Below are 20769 nucleotides of genomic sequence, written 5' to 3'. Positions count from 1 at the left end.
GAAAACATACCGCGTATTAACCGACAGATACTGTGAATCATGAACAAAAAGCGGCTAAAAAACGCGACGCAAACGATATCTTAAAATGAAAGTTATCACTGAAAACCCAAATGAACCATAAGTAAAAATAGGGTTCAATTCAGTGACCACAAAAAAACGTGTTGTGAGTATGCAGAATTTTCAACTATTAAAATGAGTCATAATACTCAAAATTAACAATTAACTTTAGAAAACACTCATTTTCTGTTACAAACTAACTGAAATATGAATAAAATCACCTATTCATATTTCAGCAAGATATGAGAAAAAGTTATCGATAAGCAGAGGCTAAATTAGATTTTTTCAGCCGAATAGGACTTAGAGGAGAGCCAGTCCGGCAAGTCATTCAACCCCATTGCCTGACGAAGTAATTTAGGTTTAATTCCCGGTAAATTATCTGCCAGAGACAACCCGACATCCCGCAAAAGTTTTTTCGCCGGATTATTGCCATCAAATAATTGGCGAAAGCCCTGCATTCCAGCGAGCATCACAGCAGCACCATGTTTACGACGGCGCTCATAGCGACGTAAATAAAAGTGCTGACCAATATCTTTTCCCTGACCATGCAAACGACGCAATTCACCTATCAGTTCAGCAACATCCATAAAGCCCAAATTCACCCCCTGACCTGCCAATGGGTGAATGGTATGGGCGGCATCGCCTAACAGGGCCAGACGATGAGCCGCAAAATTACGGGCATAGCGACCGGTCAGTGGAATTGTCAGACGCTCACTCATCAGTTCACATTGACCAAGACGCAGATCAAAATCTACCGCCAATTGCTGGTTGAAACGCTTATGATCAAACTGTTTGTACTGTTCTGCGACCTCACCCGGCAGTGACCAGACGATAGAACACAAATGGGAATCGGCAAGCGGCAAAAACGCCAAAACACCATCACCATAAAAGACCTGACGGGCAACCCCGCCGTGTGGCTCTTCGGTGCGAATAGCGGCTACCAATGCATGATGTTCATAATCCCAGAATGTGAGAGGGATATCAGCATGTTGACGCAACCATGAATGAGCGCCATCAGCGCCAACAATTAAACGAGCAGTTAACATACGACCATCGGATAAAGTCATAAAAGCTTCATTTTCACCCCAAGCAACCTGCTTCAAAGCCGCCGGCGCCAAAATGGTCACATCAGATAAGCTGTCTGCCTTTTTCCATAATGTCTCACGGATAACCCGGTTTTCAATGATATGACCAAGATATTCCAGCCCATATTCAGCCGCACTGAATTGAATACGGCCAAAACTATCCCGTTCCCAAACTTCCATTTCTTGATAAGGACTGGCACGCATATCCAAGATCTGTCGCCACACACCAAGATGCTGTAACAGGCGCTCGCTAGCTGCATTAATCGCAGAAACCCGCAAAGCATACTCTTCTCCAGCAATAACAGGTTGAGCAGGCGGATAACTCTCCACCACCGCCACCCGCAAACCACTACCTTGCAAACCACAGGCAAGCGCCAAACCCACCATACCGCCACCAGCGATAACCACATCAAATGATTGCATAATATAATATCCTCTTATTTTGTCTGCTTTATTGGCGGTTATCTTTGGGCGACCCAACCCAGAGTCTGACGGGCCAGTATATCCCGCATAAGAGAGCATTTTTCCATCATCATCAGGCCGAAGTGACGCCCGATTTGTAATGGAAAATGACGATTGGCAAATATCCGTATCAATCCATCGGTAATATCAATGGTGTTTTCCCGATCTAAAACCCGTTGCTGTTGATAGTTGGTCAAAACCTGATAAGTACCAATATCCTGACCAGCAGCAAAAGCCTCAGAAACAATCTGAGCCAGTGTCATAACATCTCGCATACCAAGATTAAAACCCTGACCTGCAATCGGATGTAATGTTTGCGCGGCATTTCCCACCAGCGCCAATCGGTGGCTAATTTGTTGATTTGCAGTAGATAGTGTCAATGGATAGCTGTGACGCTGACCGGTTTCCAATATTTTCCCTAGTCTCCAGCCAAATGCTTGCTGTAACTGCCTAAGAAATTGCTCGTCATTCCAACTCGCTATCTCCTTTCTCCGCGCCAACTGGTGGCACCATACCAGCGAGCTCCGCCCCCCGGACATTGGCAGCAAAGCCAGTGGGCCATATTCTGTGAAACGTTCAAATGCACTGCCTTGCGGATGCTCTGAAGTCAGTACATTAGTAATCACGGCAACTTGTTCATAAGCGTGTCGTTGCCACTGAATATTACAAGCGTCACCAATGGCAGAATGACTACCATCTGCCGCTACCAACAATTCACCTTGCAGGCGTTCGCCACTGTCCAGAGTAACCGCGACCGATGATAGGGTTCTTTCAACAGCCATAACCCTGGATGGACAATATAGCGTTACACCAGGCGCATTTTTCAGTAATTTGAACAAACACTGCCCTGCATCATACAATTCGATAACATTACCTAAAGCTGGAATGTTATATTCTTTTGCATAAAGATTCACAAACCCTGCATGACCACGATCACTAACATGAACGTGAGTTATTGGTATCACATAATCTTCCAGAGCAGACCAAACGCCAATCTGTTGTAAACGCTGACAAGTACCGTAAGCCAGCGCTATCGCTCTGGCATCAAAACCGGGATGTTTCTGCTCCGGCTCTGCTGCTTCAATCAGGGACACATGAATCTGCCCCTTACTCAGGGAAGATATCGCCAGCGCAAGCGTCGCGCCGGTCATGCCTCCACCAACGATAATCACGTTCATTCTTAACTTAACCCTGCTGTTTTGCTTTCGCCATCAGAGCTTCAATCTCATCAGCTTCTTTAACGACACTGGCTGTCAGGTTTTCATTACCTGTTTCAGTGATCAAGATGTCATCTTCAATACGGATACCGATACCCCGATATTCCACCGGCACATCTGCATCCGGTGCAATATAAAGCCCCGGTTCAACCGTCAATACCATTCCTGGTTGCAAAATACGGTCACGCTCTACACCATAGTCACCAACATCATGCACATCCAATCCTAACCAATGACTGAGGCCATGCATAAAGAACTGGCGATAAGCTTTAGTTTCGATTAAGTGCTCAACTTCGCCGTGCATAATGCCTAGTTTCACCAACTCTTCCACCATAATCCGCACGACATGTTCTGTGACTTTGTTGATGCTGGCGCCTGGCTTATACAACTCCAATGAAACATTGAGCGTTTTCAGTACGATATCGTAAATTTCACGCTGAGCACGGGTAAATTTGCCACTGACAGGGAAGGTACGGGTGATATCTCCGGCATAACCCAGATATTCACAACCTGCGTCAATCAACACCAAATCACCTTCTTTCATCCTACTTTCATTCTCGGTGTAGTGCAGAATACAGCTATTTTCACCGCTCCCTACAATCGTGTTGTAAGCAGGGTAACGAGCCCCGTGATAAGTAAATTCGTGATGAATTTCAGCTTCCAGTTGATACTCAAACATGCCCGGGCAGCAAGCTTTCATCGCGCGCATATGGGCCTGCGCGCTGATTTCACCTGCCCGGCGCATAATTTCAATTTCCGCCTTAGATTTGATCAACCGCATTTCATGCACCCAAGGTCGCCAGTCAGTTATCGTTAAAGGCGCTGAAAGATTACGACGACTGCCCTTTCTTAATATATCCAACGCCTGAAAGATAATTTCATCTGCGTAAGCAAATTCGCCTTGTGCGTGATAAACCACATCCAAACCATTCAACAACAGATAAAGCTCTTCTTTGATATCATCAACAGGCAAAGCACGATCAATACCCAGTTTTTCCGGCGCCGCTTCTTGTCCAAGACGGCGACCAAACCAAATTTCCGCAGTCAAGTCACGCGCTCGATTAAAAAGCACACTATGACTATGCGTATCATCACTCTTAATTAATATCAGCACCGCTTCCGGTTCATTAAACCCAGTTAAATAAAGGAAATCGCTATGCTGACGATAAGGATGTTCATTATCTGAATTTCGTGGCGCAGGCGGGGCAGAAAAAATAATCGCTGCGCTGGCTGGAGCCATTTTTGCCAGTAAAGCCTGACGGCGGGATAAATACTCTTGTTTGATCATACCCTCTCCTGCGACTGAGTTAATTATTTTGCGTTCAATAAACACCAATTAATGCAATGTTGGTTTGTCATTTTTTGCGATTAAAACGGTTTTAGGTTCAGTAAAGGCGATATAACAAAGCTGTGCAGCCACCCGCACATATTCAAGGACCTCTTCCAGCGCCTGGGCTAACTCTTCTTGATCATCACCTTCTTCATAACCAAGCAGACCGATATTGCGCAAATCACTAATAATTTCCCCGATCTCTTTTTTATCAGCGAACTTCGGTTGAGCAACGCCTAATCCCAGCAAAAAATGGTTAACCCATCCAGCTAATGCATCTGCTCGTTCAAACACATTATCTTCCTCATCAGGCAGCAATAAACCGAATGTAAAATTACTGTCATCCAGTGATTCAAATGTGATTTCACGTAATTCACGCAATTGTTGAGCTAATGGATAGGAAAAAGCGAGCCCATCATTCGCTAAGTCATGAACTAAGACCTGCCAACTACTGTCGCGATTACCGCCGCACAGCAGGCCGCTAATTAACCCATGCATCTCCGCTGCCGTCAGTGCTACTGACTGTTGATGCAATATTTCGTCAAAAGATTGATAATCTGGTAATGAATTCTGTATAGACATGTGTATTGGTCATCGTTGACGGTGTAAGTTCATGCTATGCTACCACCAAGGGGAGTCGCTATACCAGACAACAACCGTCGCTAATCGTGAGTTGTCTATCGGTATCGCGTTATAATGATTGGCGCCGGTTTCAATTCTGTAAATTCAGAATTGAAACCGGAGCGCAGTAATAAGTCAGGAAGGGGTCATGTCTGCACAACCGGTAGATATCCAGATTTTTGGGCGGTCACTACGTGTCAATTGTCCATCAGAGCAAAAAGAAGCATTACTGGCAGCGGCTGTGGAACTTGAACAACGTTTAGACGATTTAAAAGAGCGCACCAGAGTAACCAATACTGAACAACTGATTTTTATTGTAGCACTGAATATCTGTCACGAATTGGCACAAGAAAAAGTGAAAACCCGTGACTATGCCTATAATATGGAGCAGAAAATAAAGATGCTTCAACAGACTATAGAACAAGCATTAGTGGAACAAGGTCGCATCACTGAGAGCACTATTTCACCAAATGAATGAATTCTATTGATAAATCATACATTAGTGAGTGAATCATTCGAGAATTAGTTGCTTTCTGTATTTAGTTTCATACAATAGGTGTCACAAAGTTGCTTACAAGCGCTGAATAAATTTCTCTGAGATGTTCGTTAACGGGGAAAGTCCCCTGAGCCGATATTTCATACATTATAGAATGTGGTGCTCCGTAGTCTGGTGTGCATGCTCGGTCCGGCCGAGAAGCCTTAAAGCTGCGACGCTGCGTTCACCTTGAACCAAGGGTTCAAGGGTTACTACCTGTAACGGCATCTTGGAGAATCTCAACCTTAATCGCTACTGCTACCCACCGGCAGGTTCTATGCAATCAGAGTCTCTATTATCACTCAGACAAAGCATTAGAAAGAAAATACGCCAGCAACGCCGTGAGCTCACTTCTGAACAACAATCCCTTTTTGCAAAACAGGCTGCTGAGCGAGCTATTAACCACCCCAAAATTCGCCAAGCCAATAAAATCGCACTATTTCTTTCATTTGATGGTGAACTTGATACCCGTCCACTGATTAATCAACTCTGGCAACAAAATAAGCAGATCTACCTGCCCGTATTACACCCTTTCAGTTATCACCATCTGCTGTTTTTAAACTATCAACCCGATACCCCACTCATCAGAAATCGCTTCAATATAGAAGAGCCACCGCTAGATGTTGAACAGGTTTTACCATTACCAGAACTGGATATCATGATGATTCCTCTGGTCGCTTTTGACCGCACAGGGCAGCGACTCGGCATGGGAGGCGGCTTTTACGATCGTACTCTGAGTCAGTGGCAACAAAAAAATTTCTATCCGATAGGTCTGGCGCATAACTGCCAGTTAGTCGATACACTGCCATCAGCCGAATGGGATATCCCATTACCCGAAATCATCACACCTGAAAAAATCTGGCAATGGTAGTAAAAAATGGGCGCCTTATACAAAGCACCCATTTATGACAGTTCAAAATAATCAGTAAAGCAGACGAGAACGGATAGTGCCCGGCAGTGCTTTCAGTTTCTGGAATACCATTTCAGCTTGAACAGGATTTTCAGTCACAATATCAATAACCACATAACCCATATCCCCACTGGTACGCAGATATTGAGCGGCAATATTGATATCCTGTTCAGCAAAAACCTGGTTAATACTGTTCAATATACCCGGACGATTTTCATGAATATGCAAAAACCGGTTGGTATCATCAGCATGAACAGGAAGAGACACTTCTGGGAAGTTTACTGCTGATAAGGTAGAACCATTATCAGAGTATTTCGCTAACTTTCCTGCGACTTCATAACCAATGTTTTCTTGCGCTTCCTGGGTAGAACCGCCAATATGTGGGGTCAGCAACACATTATCAAATTTACACAGCGGTGACTCAAACGGATCATTATTAGTTGCCGGTTCAACAGGGAACACATCCACAGCCGCCCCTGACAGATGTTCACTTTCCAATGCATCACATAATGCCGGGATATCCACCACCGTCCCACGTGAAGCATTGATCAAGATAGAACCCGGTTTCATCAGTGTCAGTTCGGTTACACCAATCATATTTTTAGTTGATGGCGTTTCCGGTACATGCAAACTAATCACATCACTCATATTCAGTAATTCTGACAAATGACGCACCTGATGGGCATTACCTAATGGCAATTTGTTTTCAATATCATAAAAGTAGACATCCATACCAATATTTTCAGCCAGAATACCAAGCTGAGTACCAATATGACCGTAACCGATAATACCTAGTTTTTTCCCACGCACTTCATAGCAGCCCTTAGCCTGCTTATCCCACACTCCTCGATGCGCTTTCGCATTCGCTAAAGGGATACGACGCAGCAATAGTAACAACTCACCAAGGACCATTTCAGCAACCGAACGAGTATTAGAAAATGGCGCATTAAAGACAGGGATACCACGTTTTGCCGCCGCTTTCAGGTCAACCTGATTGGTACCAATACAGAAACAACCTACAGCAACCAGTTTTTCGGCTGCCTGAAAAATGTCTTCGGTCAGTTGTGTGCGGGAACGAATACCAACAAAATGGGTATCACGAATTGCCTCTTTTAACTCTTTGGAATCTAATGCTCCCTTATGATATTCGATATTGCTATAACCGGCTGCCCGCAGATTTTCTACCGTGCTCTGATGCACACCTTCTAATAGCAAAAATTTAATCTTATCTTTTTCCAGAGATACCTTAACCATTTATCCTGCCTATTGTTACGCTTCGTTACATTTAAGATTCATTCCCTCAACATAACAAAAAAAACGAACACAGCAATATAAACGATTGCTATTCCCGTCACATAAGTCTTAACAAAGTAGTTATTATGCGGAATAAAATGATCCGAAAAAGAACAAAATTAGGATTTGGATTAAATAACAATCAGAGATATGAAATATATCACTAAATTCTTCACCTATTTTAAAAGTGAAAAAATTTTTAAGGGCGAAAAATTTCGCCCTCTACGAATAATATTATTGAGTGATGGTTTTCACTCCATCAAGTGTTCCCATCAATATAATATCCGCACCACGGTTAGCAAATAGGCCCACAGTCACCACACCTGAGATACGATTAATTTTATTCTCTAACTCAACAGGATCGAGTATGGCTAGATTATGCACATCAAGGATTAGATTGCCGTTATCAGTCACAACATTCTGACGATATTTTGGTACTCCCCCCAATTTAACCAACTCACGAGCAACATAGGCGCGAGCCATTGGAATCACTTCAACCGGCAGAGGAAATTTACCCAATACATCAACTTTTTTAGAAGCATCAACAATACAAACGAATTTTTTAGCTATTGCAGCAATGATTTTTTCACGCGTTAATGCAGCGCCACCGCCTTTAATCATCTGCATATTGCCATTGATTTCATCCGCACCATCAACATAGATATCAAGGGAATCCACTTCATTACAATCGAATACAGGAATTCCCAAGCTGTTTAGCTTCTCAGTAGAAGCCTCAGAGCTGGATACTACCCCTTCAATCTGATCTTTAATGGAACCGAGGGCATCAATAAAATGTGAAGCCGTTGAACCTGTCCCCACACCCACAATTGTTCCTGGTGTAACAAATTCGAGTGCTGCCCAACCTACTGCTTTTTTCAGTTCGTCCTGAGTCATATCAATTCATTGCCTATATCAGTTACCAGTTACAAGGAAAGACCTCGACTAGTATAAACTTTGACGGCAACAAAGAAACCGCAATTCAATTAAAGTTGAGTAGGATAAATTATGGGAAATATAAGATTAAATGATGCCAAAAACCCGCCATATGGCGGGCTACAAAAAAAGTGATGTTTATGCAGCTTCTTTATTGCGACGACGACCTTGCTTTTCTTGGCTTGGCGCCTGTGCATGTTCTTCCAAAACCGGCCCCACTTTCATAAGAAAATCCAAAGTCTCTCCAGCTTTTTTATAAGTTTGAATGGTATCGAACATCGGTTCTTTTTGTGCTCTCATAGCAACACCTCTAAAACAACTTCACATTACTGAACTGATTTAGTCATACGGGATAAAAATTCCCCGACAAAATCTTTCTGTTATGGTCATAGCAACAAATTTAGTAAGACTTCACCTTCAACCAATCTAAATAAACAACATAACTATTCTACTTGACTTGGTCCATCTGGATACTATAACGCACATATAAACGCAGAGATTTCAAAGAGCTAACTCCTTAGACCTACTTTTCAATTTTGCTGTTAATGTCTTAATATCACATGACATTACATATCCACAACGCTCTAGCTCAAAACCAAACGAACGATAGTAAGCTATTTTATCCTTAACGGGTTCATGAATCCTGACGTCTTCACCATCAACCATATTCATGAAAATCAATGTTGCATACAGAGTATACAAAAGCATCTTTCTATGCAACGGGTGATTTTCTGTATCCTTCACAAAATTTTCCAATACATGGATATTAAAACTCTTATCGTTCAAATCATATGTCGATAGGGCGACCCCAGCCGGAACAGACTCAATTTGGAGATTTTCTCTTGATGTGACAAATTTTATACATAAGCTGAAACAGTCATGTCGATTACTGATCTCTGTAATATAATAGTCCCAATTAAGCTCACCATACGCTCTTGTTAACATGTTTGCATCGCTGTCAGAAATAGGACCAACAGCCAAATCTATTCCTCTCTGATCCATATATGACTGCAAAGTATTATATGTTAATTGTGCAACATGCTTCAGTAACAGCATAATAAAGCAACCTTACTTACATTGTTATTAATAGCCAAAAGTAACGCTTTTTGAACAACTTTATAAAAAATACACACCTAAGCGAAACATGCAAACAATCCCGAGTTCAATCAAGAATTAATTATTAAATTAACAAAAACAACCTCACTTGGTGCTTTCTCCTGAGCATATCGCCTATTCAACCACGTCAACAAACTTAGCCTTCAAAAATGGAACCACCTTCCCAAAGGTTATTAACCAACAAAAATTTATCCAAATGGGGTATAACATGAGTAATTTCTGGAAGGTAGGATTTTACGGCCCACCAGATAAATTGCCTCATCCATCAGGAAAATATGGCATAGTGATATTCAGAAAAATAAACAGTGCTACTCAGCAAAATTAAGTGGAGAATCTTTCTACAATGAAACGCCCTGACTACCGAACACTACAAGCCTTAGATGCGGTGATCCGAGAACGCGGTTTCGAGCGTGCTGCCCAGAAACTCTGTATCACTCAATCCGCAGTTTCTCAACGTATCAAGCAGTTGGAAAATCTGTTCGGTCAGCCTCTGCTGGTACGTACCGTTCCTCCGCGCCCCACCGAACAAGGACAAAAACTACTGGCACTATTACATCAAGTAGAGTTGTTGGAAGAACAATGGCTAGGCGATGAACAGGGTACAGATACTCCATTGCTACTTTCATTAGCAGTCAACGCTGACAGTTTAGCCACCTGGCTGTTACCGGCACTACATCCAGTACTTTCTGATCTACCCATCCGACTCAATATTCAAGTTGAAGATGAAACCCGGACTCAGGAACAGTTAAGAAGAGGCGAAGTCGTTGGCGCGGTCAGTATTCAACCACAACCCTTACCCAGTTGTCTGGTCGATAAAATAGGCGCCCTGGATTATCTGTTTGTCGCCTCACCAGAATTTGCTGCTCGCTATTTCCCAAATGGGGTTACCCGTTCGGCGTTACTAAAAGCCCCTGCGGTTGCATTTGACCACCTGGATGATATGCATCAGGCATTTTTACAACAGAACTTCGAATTATCGCCGGGTAGCGTTCCATGTCATATCGTCAACTCATCTGAAGCCTTTGTACAACTGGCAAAACAGGGCTCCACCTGTTGTATGATCCCTCATTTACAGATTGATCAAGAATTGAAAAATGGTGAACTGATCGACCTGACACCGGGTTTATGTCAGCGCCGGATGCTCTATTGGCATCGTTTCGCACCAGAAAGCAGGACCATGAAAAAAGTGACTGACGCCCTGTTAAAATTTGGGCGTCAGATGTTAAGACAAGATGACACTGATTAAGGTTTTAGTTCAAACACAACATCAACCTGATCGCTGAAATTGATGCTATCCTGCTGGTAAGTTTCACCCACTCCAGCAGCAGCACCTCCCGCCATCATCACATCAGAATTGCGATATTTCATATGGTCAATCACCTCTGGCGCCCGGTAATTGATACTGTATATCGAACCAACTTGGCTATTAAAGCCTTTCGCCAATGCATCAGCTTGTTCAATCGCATTCTCAATGGCTTTCTGACGGGCTTCGTCACGATATTTTTGCGGATTGTCCACCCCAAACTGAACAGATACGATTTCGTTCAAACCCGCTTTTAATGCACCATCTAGCAGATCATTAAGTTGATCTAACTTACGAACCTTCACCTCCACTGAACGGATCGCACGATAGCCTTTCAGCACTGATTTGCCAGATACATTGTCATACTCATAATCAGGCTGAGTACGCAAATTCGCTGCATCAATATCTTTCTTTTCAATACCGTTCTTTTTCAGAAAATCAAAATATTTAGCAACCAGTTCATCAACCTGCTTTTTAGCTCCAGAAGCATCTTTAGCAGAAATATTGACGTTAATCATCAATGTTGCTATATCCGGTTCTGCTTTCACTACCGCATTGCCAGAAGTAATAACATGAGGGACTCCGGGTAAATCAGCAGCCTGTGCAGCAAGTGGCACCCCGGCACTTAACATGGCGGCCAACCCTAATGATTTCAATTTCACACAACCTCCGAAGAAAACCTGTTACAGAAAATGTTCATCCCACGGAAAAACCGAAATATACATGGGATGAATAAAACACTAACACAGAGACTGCATGCAAAGAAGTGTCCAGCTCAATCAGAAATTAGTAATCCCTGCTTAGCAAGTTGCCATGCGATATACCACATTATGACACAGATAAACCCATTAATAATCCGTTGAGAAAGCGGCTTACTTAACACAGGGGAAAACCATGCGGCCAGCAATGACAGAGAAAAAAACCAACTAACAGAAGCGCTTGCCGCACCAAAAGTAAACCAGGGCCTGAGTTCTGAAGATAACTGACCGCCAATACTACCCAAAACAACAATGGTATCTAAATAAACATGCGGATTTAACCACGTGACCGCAAAGATAATCGCAATTACCCGCCAACGGTTTTTTGCTGTACTACTCGCCTGCATCTGTTCAACATTGGCAAACAAAACCACACGTAAAGCCCCCCATCCATACCAGAATAAAAAAGCAACACCCCCCCAGGTAACAAATTGCAAGAGTAAAGTTGACTGACTAAGTAATGCACTACCACCAAATACACCGACACCAATCAGAAAACCATCACTGATCGCGCACAAAGTTGCACTCATCAAATGAAATTGTCTCTTGCTACCTTGCTGCATAACAAAGGCATTTTGTGGACCAAGAGGCAAAATCATTGCTGCGCTAAGAAAAAAACCCTGCACAAATGTCGATAACATAAAAAAACTCCTCGATAATTATTCACTTTGCTATTTCAATGTTCAGAATATTAAGAAGAATAGCGCATTAGAGGAAATAAATACGTCTAATTGATCATAAGAAATTTTAATAACCAACCAAAAAGCAGATTTTTACAGGAGAACCATTTGATTAATTCAAAGGAAATCAAGCTAATACATACTAAAAGCATTAATGAATCTATCAATTCTATGAAAATAAGAGGAAGAGGTTATTTTGAAAAAAATCATTAGTTTCATACTGTTAGCAATCATTATTATTGCTGCTCTTACTGTCAGAAACTACTATTTACTGCGAAATGATGTTGAAGAGGCATTAAACCACTATGAGATAATTGAATACCATATTGGTACAGCCAATATTACAGATGTAGAACTCAGTCATTATCAACCTTTCTTATGTAAAAAAGGCTGCGAGCGTTTTATTCTAAAAATACAAGGTGAAAAAGGTAATGGGATAGTCACTGCTGATATTAATTTCCATACGTCAGAAGTTTCATTCGCTGTCCTTTGCTTGTCTGATAACAAGAAAATAGCACTGACAGAAGATATCAACGATGATTTTATCAAAAACAACCTTAATACCTTATGTCAATAAAATAAACCTAGGAAATAGAGCGTCCGCGCTATTCACAGCGCGGCGCTGATTTACCGGTAAGAATTTACAGGCTATTTACACCATCAGATGGTTATTATCCAACGTCCTCTGCTTAATCACTCATTTTATTCCGCGCCATAGCTTGATTCTGATGCAAATAAACATCCATTTGTGGATAAGGAATACTGATATTGTGTTTATCCAACGTGCGTTTAAAATTCTCCATCAAATCCCAATAAACCTCCCAAGCATCACCATTGGTCGTCCATACACGCACAATAAAATTCAGTGAAGAAGGCGCCATTTCATGCAAACGAATCGTCACGCCTTTGTCATGCTGAATACGGTTGTCTGCGGCAATAACATTGCCTAATACTTTTTTGACTTCATCAATATCCGCATCATACGCAACACCGACCATGATCTGGGTTCGGCGATTCGGTTCGCGGCTAGTATTAATAACATTATCTGCAATAATTTTCCCATTCGGGATCACGATGATTCTGTCATCTGCTGTACGCAATGTCGTAGAGAAAATCTGCACCTGAACGACAGAACCCTCAACAGCGCCCAAAATAACATATTCGCCCGCGCGGATTGGACGAAAAGCCACCAACAATACCCCTGCGGCAAAGTTGGACAAAGAGCCTTGTAAAGCCAAACCAACAGCTAAACCAGCAGCACCGATAACTGCAATGACAGAAGCCGTCTGAACACCCAATTTGCCCAAAACTGCAATAATAGTGAATGCAATTATCGAATAACGAACAATAGCAGCCAAGAAATCTGATACCGTTACATCAATGCCACGCAATGACATAACTCTTTTCACGCCCTTACTAATGAGTTTCGCCGCCATCAATCCCAGAACAAGAATCAGAATAGCAGCAACAGTATTGACCAGATATTGAATGATTAAATCCTGATGATTAATAAGCCAGCTTGTAGCTTGATTAATGCCACCAGACAGATTGATATCTTCCATTAAAACCACCTTGATTCTTTAGCTATTCAACTATAATTGAGTAAAATCACTCGATGACTATCCTTCATAACAACCATTAACAGTAAGAAAAAAACTATCGTGCCAGAGAATGCTTTTTGTCTATATACAGCTTTTCACCAATCGTTTTTTAAAATAAAGTCCCGATAATCATTCAACATATCAATAAAATCCTTGGTACCACAAAAAGCCAGGCTCTCATTATCGTAATAGCTCATGCCCTCCTCCATCGAATCAGTTTCAAACTCAAGCTGATTAGCACGAACCATAATCTCTTCGTCATCCATTAGCAGCGTATATTCGTGACCCACAAGTTGCCATTGACGTTCACTACCTTTAATTTCAGCCAGCGCGGCGGCAACCTTATCTATCACCGTCAAATCACCTTTAACTTCTTCATTCAGCCACTGACCAATAGCTTCATGATCCATTGAGAACCGGCTAGTCACCTGTCCAGTGACATCCAGCAAAAATTCGTATTCCATCATCACCTCCGGTACGTTCTTTTCATTTTAATATTTGCTAACAATTCTGCCCCAGAATCAACCCACAAACTGATAAGAAGCGGGAGATTAAAGGCTCTATGCCGACACAACGGTAAGGTTTCCACCTAGGATAACCAAAATGTACACCCCAAGTTATTCTTGAGGTTTGTGTCCGCGACGGCTTTCATCGGAGGATGAGTTCAGCCTCAGTGCAAATATAAACAAATGCACTATGATTAATAATATCTCAGAGAAACAAAAACAGCAAAATCGAACACATGTCCGCTAATCGATGAGGTATATTCAAGAGTCTTGCAATACAACCATTTATTTTCTATCTTGTCTGGAAAAGCAAAGACACCCTTTAGGAGCCATTATGATACGTCATATTCTCTTGTTAACATTCACATCCGAGATAAAAGAACAACAATTAGCGACGATAAGAGATACCGCCATTTCCATGCAGCATAAAATCAAAGGTATTTCTGCTATTGAGTGGGGGAATAATGTAAGTAGTGAAAATAAAAATAAAGGTTTTACACATGCCATCACCATGACATTTGATGACCAAAAAGCTATTTCAAATTATTTGTCTCACCCAGAGCATGACAAATTAAAAAATCTACTTGTAGATTCTGTCGCTGATATCATTGTCTTTGATTATGAAGTGTAATTTTCATTTCTGGGGAATAACTATCTGCTAATTAATGTTCAACATAACGAATATTGCTGGCGCGCCTAAAAATAATTAGACGCGCCGATTATCGATAGAAATAGAATTACGCAGTTTTCCATAGAGAATTTAAATATTTAATCAATAATCAAATACCACATAAAAAGTTTTTAACCCTACCTATCAGATAATAGCTTGCTGTAGAATTAGCATTATTTATAAAAGATAATAAAATAATAAAATAATAAAATAATAAAATAATAAAATAATAAAATAATAAAATAATAAAATAATAAAATAATAAAATAATAAAATAGCGTATTTTACCTCCCATTTTAGGATGCTAAAAAACCCATTTAAAAAAGAAGAATCGCACCTACCTCATTGAAAATAAAATAAAAACCATATAAACAGGACGAATTAAAACAGTATGAAACCCGTTTAAACCGACATATTTAAGTTATCGTTATTTTGTATAATAAATGCAACACAATAACACTGTAAGTAACCCGATTCACGTGCTGTAAAATTATGTAGCTTGGAATTATATTATATTGATAATTAAGTTTTTTCTGTTTTTATTTTTTAGATTTAAAACCAGAAAGAGTAACAAGCCTGTTAATAGCATTAAAATCAAACCCCATTTTCCTTCAATAGTTTTTGATATCGACAAATGTTTTTATTCTTTTTAATTGATAACTTTCCTAACACGGTTAATATTGTTATTTATCACATTATTAATCAATTTAAAATCCATTTTTCCTGATACTTTCTCTTTTCATGTCAGTTATAGCATCGAGTATTTTATCCACTTTTAAAAATCCTTAATCACTACTTTTTACTTTTAATGATTAAAGTTTTTATTTGCTTTTTCACGATATGTTTACCCTTTTTTCCAGATTTTAAAACCATACTGACAGGCAAAAACGACCTTTTTAACACTCGTTTTATCATTGATAAAAACTCAGCAGTAATAGTCGAGACGCTAAAAACCAGCAATCTAAAATGGGAGGTTTTTACCTCCCATTCATTGGTATTGCAATATATCGGAATTACACCACGGTTTGGAAAATCACATCATCCGCTTTTTCAGTGTATTGGTTCAGTTGATCAAAATTGAGATAACGGTAAGTATCTTCCGCGGTCTCATCAACCTTATCCATAAATTGCTGGTACTCTTCCGGTGTCGGCAGACGTCCCAACAGAGAAGCTACAGCCGCCAGTTCAGCCGATGCAAGGTAAACATTCGCACCCGTCCCTAAACGATTCGGGAAGTTACGAGTCGAAGTGGAAACCACAGTTACACCGTCAGCAACGCGTGCCTGATTACCCATACATAAGGAACAACCAGGAATTTCAACCCGTGCTCCACTCTTACCAAAGATGCTGTAATAACCTTCCTCTGTGAGTTGAGCTGCATCCATTTTCGTTGGCGGAGCAACCCACAAACGAGTTGGTAATTGGCCTTTATGTTGATCCAATAACTTACCGGCTGCACGGAAATGGCCAATGTTAGTCATACAAGAACCGATAAAAACTTCATCGATTTTGCTGTTAGCCACATCAGACAATAAACGGGCATCATCTGGGTCATTCGGCGCGCACAGAATAGGTTCTTTAATTTCGGCCAGATCGATTTCGATAACCGCTGCGTATTCTGCATCAGCATCGGCTTCCAGCAGTTGAGGATCTTTCAACCAGTTTTCCATACCCGTTACACGGCGTTCCAGTGTACGACGGTCACCATAACCTTCGGCAATCATCCATTTCAGCAACACAATATTGGATTGCAGGTATTCAATAATCGGCGCTTTATCCAATTTAATAGTACAGCCCGCCGCAGAGCGCTCCGCAGAAGCATCCGCCAGTTCAAATGCCTGCTCAACTTTCAGATCTGGCAAACCTTCGATTTCGAGGATACGACCAGAGAAGATGTTTTTCTTACCTTTCTTTTCAACCGTCAGAAGACCTTGCTGAATCGCATAGTAAGGGATTGCATGAACCAAATCACGCAAAGTAATACCGGGCTGCATCTGCCCTTTAAAACGAACCAACACAGATTCTGGCATATCCAAAGGCATTACCCCCGTCGCAGCAGCAAACGCCACCAGACCAGAACCTGCCGGGAAGGAAATACCAATCGGGAAACGAGTATGAGAATCACCGCCCGTACCAACGGTATCAGGCAACAGCATACGGTTCAGCCATGAGTGAATGATGCCGTCGCCGGGACGCAGAGAAACACCTCCACGATTCATAATGAAATCAGGCAAGGTATGGTGAGTAGTGACGTCAACTGGCTTAGGATAAGCCGCCGTATGGCAGAATGACTGCATTACCAGATCCGCAGAGAAACCCAAACACGCCAGATCTTTCAGTTCATCACGAGTCATTGGACCAGTTGTATCCTGAGAACCAACAGAAGTCATTTTAGGTTCACAGTATTCACCTGGACGAATACCCGCCGTGCCACATGCCCGGCCAACCATTTTCTGAGCCAGAGAGAAACCGCGACTACTTTCTTCAACCGCTTTCGCTTGACGGAAGACATCGCTGGGGAGTAAACCAAGAGACTCACGCGCCTTACTGGTCAAGCCACGGCCGATAATCAGTGGAATACGGCCGCCAGCACGAACCTCATCCAACAAGACATCTGTTTTCAGTTCAAATTCAGCCAGTAGCTCATTGGTTTCGTGGTGACGTACTTCCCCTTTATATGGGTAGATATCAATCACATCCCCCATATTTAGTTTGGTCACATCTATCTCTATTGGCAGCGCACCAGCATCTTCCATCGTATTGAAGAAGATCGGCGCAATTTTACCGCCCAGAACAACGCCGCCACCACGTTTGTTTGGCACAAATGGAATATCTTCGCCCATAAACCACAATACTGAGTTAGTGGCCGATTTGCGGGAAGAACCTGTACCTACAACATCACCGACATAAGCCAGCGGATAGCCTTTCTTATTCAGCTCTTCAATTTGTTTGATTGGACCAATAACACCAGCTTGATCCGGGGCAATCCCTTCGCGAGCATTTTTCAACATTGCCAGAGCATGCAGCGGAATATCAGGGCGTGACCATGCATCTTGCGCAGGAGATAAGTCGTCAGTGTTTGTTTCACCCGTCACTTTAAACACCGTGACTGTAATTTTTTCTGCCAATTCAGGGCGTTCCAGATACCATTGCGCATCAGCCCAAGATTGCATAATTTGTTTGGCTTGTGGATTACCTGCTTTTGCTTTTTCTTCTACATCATAGAAGTTGTCAAACATCAACAAAGTATGAGAGAGCGCTTTAGCTGCAATTGGAGCCAGTTTTTCATTATCCAGAGCATCAATCAAAGGATGAATATTATAACCACCTTGCATTGTTCCAAGCAGTTCAACCGCTTTTTCTTGCGTGATTAGTGGTGAAATAGTTTCGCCTTTCACAATGGCGGCAAGAAAACCGGCTTTTACATATGCCGCTTCATCAACGCCTGGGGGAACACGGTTAATTAGCAAATCTAACAGGAAATCTTCTTCACCTTTTGGTGGGCTCTTCAGTAACTCAACCAGCGCCGCCGCTTGTGTCGCGTCCAATGGTTTAGGGACGACGCCTTGGGCTGCACGCTCGGCTACGTGCTTGCGGTATTCTTCTAGCACGACTTTCTCCTCGCTCTCATTGTCATTTTATCTACCCGGCTCTGCACCCGCCTTAAAACCTGCCTCATAAAGCTATCGTCTTTGCGCAACAACATGTGTTTTCGCAACAATAGCCCCTCCAGGGACAGGTTGTTAATTATGGTTCCGGGTGCCAGGTCAGAGGATTGCCAGCATAACTCAGCAAATGCAAACAAGTTATGCCCAGCTTCGGGCACCCAGCATACCAAAATTTGAATGCGATGTTAATTCGTTCACATAAAAGTAACATTAACTGATAGTAATATACTGAATTAACAGCAGACAAAGCTATTAAAACAGATTATTCCACTGATTTTTGCCAGTAACACCTATAAAAGCCATACTTTTTATACCGAGTTTCTTCAAACAGGTCATACCAGAATAAAAAACGGCTTTCATATCAATGAAAGCCGCTTCGGTAAATTAGACTAATCGATTTAAGAAGTTATTTCTTTTTCTTCGCTTTCGCATTTGGCAAATCAGTAATGCTGCCTTCAAAGACTTCAGCAGCCAGACCTACCGATTCATGCAACGTTGGGTGAGCGTGGATAGTCAACGCGATATCTTCCGCATCACAACCCATTTCAATTGCCAGGCCGATTTCACCTAGCAGTTCACCGCCGTTAGTACCAACAATAGCACCACCGATAATGCGATTGCTTTCTTTATCGAAAATCAGTTTGGTCATACCGTCAGCACAATCAGAAGCAATTGCGCGGCCAGAAGCTGCCCACGGGAAAGTTGCCGTTTCATAGCTAATACCTTTCTCTTTCGCTTCTTTCTCAGTCAAGCCAACCCATGCAACTTCTGGTTCAGTGTAAGCAATAGATGGAATCACTTTTGGATCAAAGTAGTGTTTCTTACCGGAAATAACTTCCGCCGCAACATGACCTTCGTGAACACCTTTATGCGCCAGCATAGGCTGACCAACGATGTCGCCAATAGCAAAGATGTGCGGTACATTGGTACGCATTTGCTTATCAACATGGATAAAGCCGCGGTCGTCAACTTCAACACCGGCTTTACCTGCATCCAGCGTCTTACCGTTAGGTACACGACCGATGGCAACCAGAACCGCGTCATAACGCTGTGGTTCTGTCGGTGCGTTTTTGCCTTCCATCGTGACGTAGATACCATCTTCTTTGGCTTCTACCACGGTAACTTTGGTTTCCAGCATCAGATTGAATTGTTTGCTGATACGTTTAGTAAAGACTTTCACCACGTCTTTATCAGCCGCAGGAATAACTTGATCCAACATTTCAACAACATCAATCTGAGAGCCCAGAGCGTGGTAAACGGTTCCCATTTCCAGACCGATAATACCGCCGCCCATTACCAACAAGCGACCAGGAACTGTTGTCAGCGCCAACGCATCGGTAGAATCCCAAACGCGCGGGTCATCATGAGGAATAAATGGCAGTTGAATAGGACGGGAACCCGCGGCAATAATGGCGTTATCAAAATTAATCGTTGTTGCGCCGCCTTCACCTTCAACAACCAGCGTGTTAGCTCCCGTAAATTTACCAACACCATTAACCACTTTAACTTTACGGCCTTTAGCCATACCAGCCAAACCACCGGTTAGCTGATTAATAACTTTTTCTTTCCAAACACGGACTTTTTCGATGTCAGTTTTGGGTTCGCCAAAAACGATGCCATGATCTGCCAGCGCTTTAGCTTCCTCAATAACTTTTGCTACATGCAGCAATGCCTTAGAAGGGATACAACCAACGTTAAGACAAACACCACCTAAGGTAGAGTAACGTTCCACCAGGACGGTTTCCAAACCTAAATCCGCGCAACGAAAAGCAGCAGAATACCCTGCTGGACCTGCCCCAAGCACCACAACTTGGGTTTTAATTTCAGTACTCATCATGACCTCTTAATTGTTTGTCCGGCGGGTCAGGCGCCAAAAACGATATATTCCACCGGGACCTACACACCGCGAGCAGTTTACAGAATTGTTAATAACCTGAAAAGCGCGTTAACGTGACAGAACTCGCAACAAACCAACCAGATACAAGCTGTTTCTCTGTCACCGCAATAACAATCAGGCCGGCGCA

General features: G+C 42.2%; 19 protein-coding genes and 1 other RNA gene. 6 read left to right on the top strand and 14 right to left on the bottom strand.

Annotated features, from left to right (window positions below):
- Nucleotides 1-332 precede the first annotated feature (332 nt).
- Genes ubiI through OO184_RS06820 form a run of 4 tightly spaced genes read right to left on the bottom strand, consistent with a single transcriptional unit; the run spans nucleotide 333 to nucleotide 4733 of the window.
- Nucleotides 333-1565 carry an FAD-dependent 2-octaprenylphenol hydroxylase gene (ubiI, locus tag OO184_RS06835; protein ID WP_265378517.1) on the bottom strand — a complete coding sequence of 411 codons (1233 nt, stop codon included), beginning with the start codon at nucleotides 1563-1565 and terminating at the stop codon, nucleotides 333-335.
- A 38-nt stretch (nucleotides 1566-1603) separates the two neighbouring features.
- Nucleotides 1604-2782, bottom strand: a complete 1179-nt coding sequence (gene ubiH, locus OO184_RS06830) for a 2-octaprenyl-6-methoxyphenyl hydroxylase (RefSeq protein WP_265378516.1) — start codon at nucleotides 2780-2782, stop codon at nucleotides 1604-1606.
- A gap of 7 nt (nucleotides 2783-2789) precedes the next feature.
- Nucleotides 2790-4109 (bottom strand): Xaa-Pro aminopeptidase, encoded by a 1320-nt coding sequence (pepP, locus tag OO184_RS06825; RefSeq protein ID WP_265378515.1) that lies wholly within the window; start codon nucleotides 4107-4109, stop codon nucleotides 2790-2792.
- Nucleotides 4110-4157: 48 nt separating this feature from the next.
- Nucleotides 4158-4733, bottom strand: a complete 576-nt coding sequence (locus tag OO184_RS06820) for a YecA/YgfB family protein (protein ID WP_049582340.1) — start codon at nucleotides 4731-4733, stop codon at nucleotides 4158-4160.
- Between the two features lie 187 nt (nucleotides 4734-4920).
- On the opposite strand from OO184_RS06820, the gene zapA reads away from it, so the two are divergent.
- The 3 genes from zapA (at nucleotide 4921) to OO184_RS06805 (ending at nucleotide 6178) form a co-directional block, all read left to right on the top strand.
- A complete protein-coding gene (gene zapA, locus OO184_RS06815) occupies nucleotides 4921-5250 on the top strand; it encodes a cell division protein ZapA (protein ID WP_049582342.1) in 330 nt (109 codons plus the stop codon).
- Nucleotides 5251-5360: 110 nt separating this feature from the next.
- Nucleotides 5361-5547, top strand: a non-coding RNA gene (gene ssrS / locus OO184_RS06810) — 6S RNA.
- A gap of 37 nt (nucleotides 5548-5584) precedes the next feature.
- Nucleotides 5585-6178 carry a 5-formyltetrahydrofolate cyclo-ligase gene (locus OO184_RS06805; RefSeq protein ID WP_265378514.1) on the top strand — a complete coding sequence of 198 codons (594 nt, stop codon included), beginning with the start codon at nucleotides 5585-5587 and terminating at the stop codon, nucleotides 6176-6178.
- Between the two features lie 51 nt (nucleotides 6179-6229).
- Here the strand turns inward: OO184_RS06805 and serA are convergent, their stop codons facing one another.
- The 4 genes from serA to OO184_RS06785 all read right to left on the bottom strand — a co-directional run bounded on the left by serA (nucleotide 6230) and on the right by OO184_RS06785 (nucleotide 9499).
- On the bottom strand, nucleotides 6230-7471 hold the full coding sequence (gene serA / locus OO184_RS06800; RefSeq protein WP_088373289.1) for a phosphoglycerate dehydrogenase: 1242 nt from the start codon (nucleotides 7469-7471) through the stop codon (nucleotides 6230-6232).
- A gap of 273 nt (nucleotides 7472-7744) precedes the next feature.
- Nucleotides 7745-8404: a ribose-5-phosphate isomerase RpiA gene (gene rpiA / locus OO184_RS06795; protein WP_265378513.1), complete on the bottom strand. Its 660-nt coding sequence runs from the start codon at nucleotides 8402-8404 to the stop codon at nucleotides 7745-7747.
- Between the two features lie 177 nt (nucleotides 8405-8581).
- Complete coding sequence (locus OO184_RS06790) at nucleotides 8582-8743, bottom strand: hypothetical protein (RefSeq protein WP_167337834.1); 162 nt, start codon at nucleotides 8741-8743, stop codon at nucleotides 8582-8584.
- A 201-nt stretch (nucleotides 8744-8944) separates the two neighbouring features.
- On the bottom strand, nucleotides 8945-9499 hold the full coding sequence (locus OO184_RS06785) for a hypothetical protein (protein ID WP_265378512.1): 555 nt from the start codon (nucleotides 9497-9499) through the stop codon (nucleotides 8945-8947).
- A gap of 403 nt (nucleotides 9500-9902) precedes the next feature.
- Between OO184_RS06785 and OO184_RS06780 the strand changes: the two genes are divergently transcribed.
- The gene (locus OO184_RS06780; protein ID WP_265378511.1) at nucleotides 9903-10805 is read left to right on the top strand and encodes a LysR family transcriptional regulator ArgP; all 903 of its coding nucleotides are present in this window, start codon (nucleotides 9903-9905) and stop codon (nucleotides 10803-10805) included.
- Here OO184_RS06780 and OO184_RS06775 read toward each other — a convergent pair.
- On the bottom strand, nucleotides 10802-11524 hold the full coding sequence (locus tag OO184_RS06775; protein WP_265378510.1) for an oxidative stress defense protein: 723 nt from the start codon (nucleotides 11522-11524) through the stop codon (nucleotides 10802-10804). The two genes, OO184_RS06780 and OO184_RS06775, sit on opposite strands and share 4 nt — an antisense overlap.
- Nucleotides 11525-11637: 113 nt before the next feature.
- Nucleotides 11638-12261: an arginine exporter ArgO gene (gene argO, locus OO184_RS06770; protein WP_265378509.1), complete on the bottom strand. Its 624-nt coding sequence runs from the start codon at nucleotides 12259-12261 to the stop codon at nucleotides 11638-11640.
- Nucleotides 12262-12496: 235 nt separating this feature from the next.
- Here argO and OO184_RS06765 point away from each other — a divergent pair, with 235 nt between their 5' ends.
- Entirely contained in the window at nucleotides 12497-12877 is a 381-nt protein-coding gene (locus OO184_RS06765) for a hypothetical protein (RefSeq protein WP_265378508.1), read from the top strand.
- A gap of 112 nt (nucleotides 12878-12989) precedes the next feature.
- Here OO184_RS06765 and mscS read toward each other — a convergent pair whose 3' ends face one another.
- Nucleotides 12990-13862, bottom strand: coding sequence for a small-conductance mechanosensitive channel MscS (gene mscS, locus OO184_RS06760; protein ID WP_265378507.1), 873 nt, complete (start codon nucleotides 13860-13862; stop codon nucleotides 12990-12992).
- A 134-nt stretch (nucleotides 13863-13996) separates the two neighbouring features.
- Entirely contained in the window at nucleotides 13997-14365 is a 369-nt protein-coding gene (locus OO184_RS06755; protein WP_265378539.1) for a YacL family protein, read from the bottom strand.
- Between the two features lie 376 nt (nucleotides 14366-14741).
- Between OO184_RS06755 and OO184_RS06750 the strand changes: the two genes are divergently transcribed.
- A complete protein-coding gene (locus OO184_RS06750; protein ID WP_265378506.1) occupies nucleotides 14742-15038 on the top strand; it encodes a Dabb family protein in 297 nt (98 codons plus the stop codon).
- Between the two features lie 1052 nt (nucleotides 15039-16090).
- Here the strand turns inward: OO184_RS06750 and acnB are convergent.
- A complete protein-coding gene (gene acnB, locus OO184_RS06745) occupies nucleotides 16091-18688 on the bottom strand; it encodes a bifunctional aconitate hydratase 2/2-methylisocitrate dehydratase (protein WP_265378505.1) in 2598 nt (865 codons plus the stop codon).
- Between the two features lie 463 nt (nucleotides 18689-19151).
- On the bottom strand, nucleotides 19152-20579 hold the full coding sequence (gene lpdA, locus OO184_RS06740) for a dihydrolipoyl dehydrogenase (RefSeq protein WP_088373300.1): 1428 nt from the start codon (nucleotides 20577-20579) through the stop codon (nucleotides 19152-19154).
- Between the last annotated feature and the right edge of the window lie 190 nt (nucleotides 20580-20769).

Origin of the sequence: Photorhabdus aballayi (assembly GCF_026153155.1) — a bacterium.
GTDB classification, from domain to species: domain Bacteria; phylum Pseudomonadota; class Gammaproteobacteria; order Enterobacterales; family Enterobacteriaceae; genus Photorhabdus; species Photorhabdus luminescens.
The sequence above is the reverse complement of the archived record's forward strand: the minus strand, read 5'-3'. Positions and strand labels throughout refer to the sequence as shown.

Coding starts and splice junctions, on each gene's coding strand:
- mscS (WP_265378507.1), bottom strand. CDS start 13,862: ATGGAAGATATCAATCTGTCTGGTGGCATTAATCAAGCTACAAGCTGG.
- OO184_RS06790 (WP_167337834.1), bottom strand. CDS start 8,743: ATGAGAGCACAAAAAGAACCGATGTTCGATACCATTCAAACTTATAAA.
- zapA (WP_049582342.1), top strand. CDS start 4,921: ATGTCTGCACAACCGGTAGATATCCAGATTTTTGGGCGGTCACTACGT.
- ubiH (WP_265378516.1), bottom strand. CDS start 2,782: ATGAACGTGATTATCGTTGGTGGAGGCATGACCGGCGCGACGCTTGCG.
- OO184_RS06805 (WP_265378514.1), top strand. CDS start 5,585: ATGCAATCAGAGTCTCTATTATCACTCAGACAAAGCATTAGAAAGAAA.
- lpdA (WP_088373300.1), bottom strand. CDS start 20,579: ATGAGTACTGAAATTAAAACCCAAGTTGTGGTGCTTGGGGCAGGTCCA.
- OO184_RS06780 (WP_265378511.1), top strand. CDS start 9,903: ATGAAACGCCCTGACTACCGAACACTACAAGCCTTAGATGCGGTGATC.
- ubiI (WP_265378517.1), bottom strand. CDS start 1,565: ATGCAATCATTTGATGTGGTTATCGCTGGTGGCGGTATGGTGGGTTTG.
- OO184_RS06755 (WP_265378539.1), bottom strand. CDS start 14,365: ATGGAATACGAATTTTTGCTGGATGTCACTGGACAGGTGACTAGCCGG.
- OO184_RS06785 (WP_265378512.1), bottom strand. CDS start 9,499: ATGCTGTTACTGAAGCATGTTGCACAATTAACATATAATACTTTGCAG.
- pepP (WP_265378515.1), bottom strand. CDS start 4,109: ATGATCAAACAAGAGTATTTATCCCGCCGTCAGGCTTTACTGGCAAAA.
- rpiA (WP_265378513.1), bottom strand. CDS start 8,404: ATGACTCAGGACGAACTGAAAAAAGCAGTAGGTTGGGCAGCACTCGAA.
- serA (WP_088373289.1), bottom strand. CDS start 7,471: ATGGTTAAGGTATCTCTGGAAAAAGATAAGATTAAATTTTTGCTATTA.
- argO (WP_265378509.1), bottom strand. CDS start 12,261: ATGTTATCGACATTTGTGCAGGGTTTTTTTCTTAGCGCAGCAATGATT.
- OO184_RS06750 (WP_265378506.1), top strand. CDS start 14,742: ATGATACGTCATATTCTCTTGTTAACATTCACATCCGAGATAAAAGAA.
- OO184_RS06820 (WP_049582340.1), bottom strand. CDS start 4,733: ATGTCTATACAGAATTCATTACCAGATTATCAATCTTTTGACGAAATA.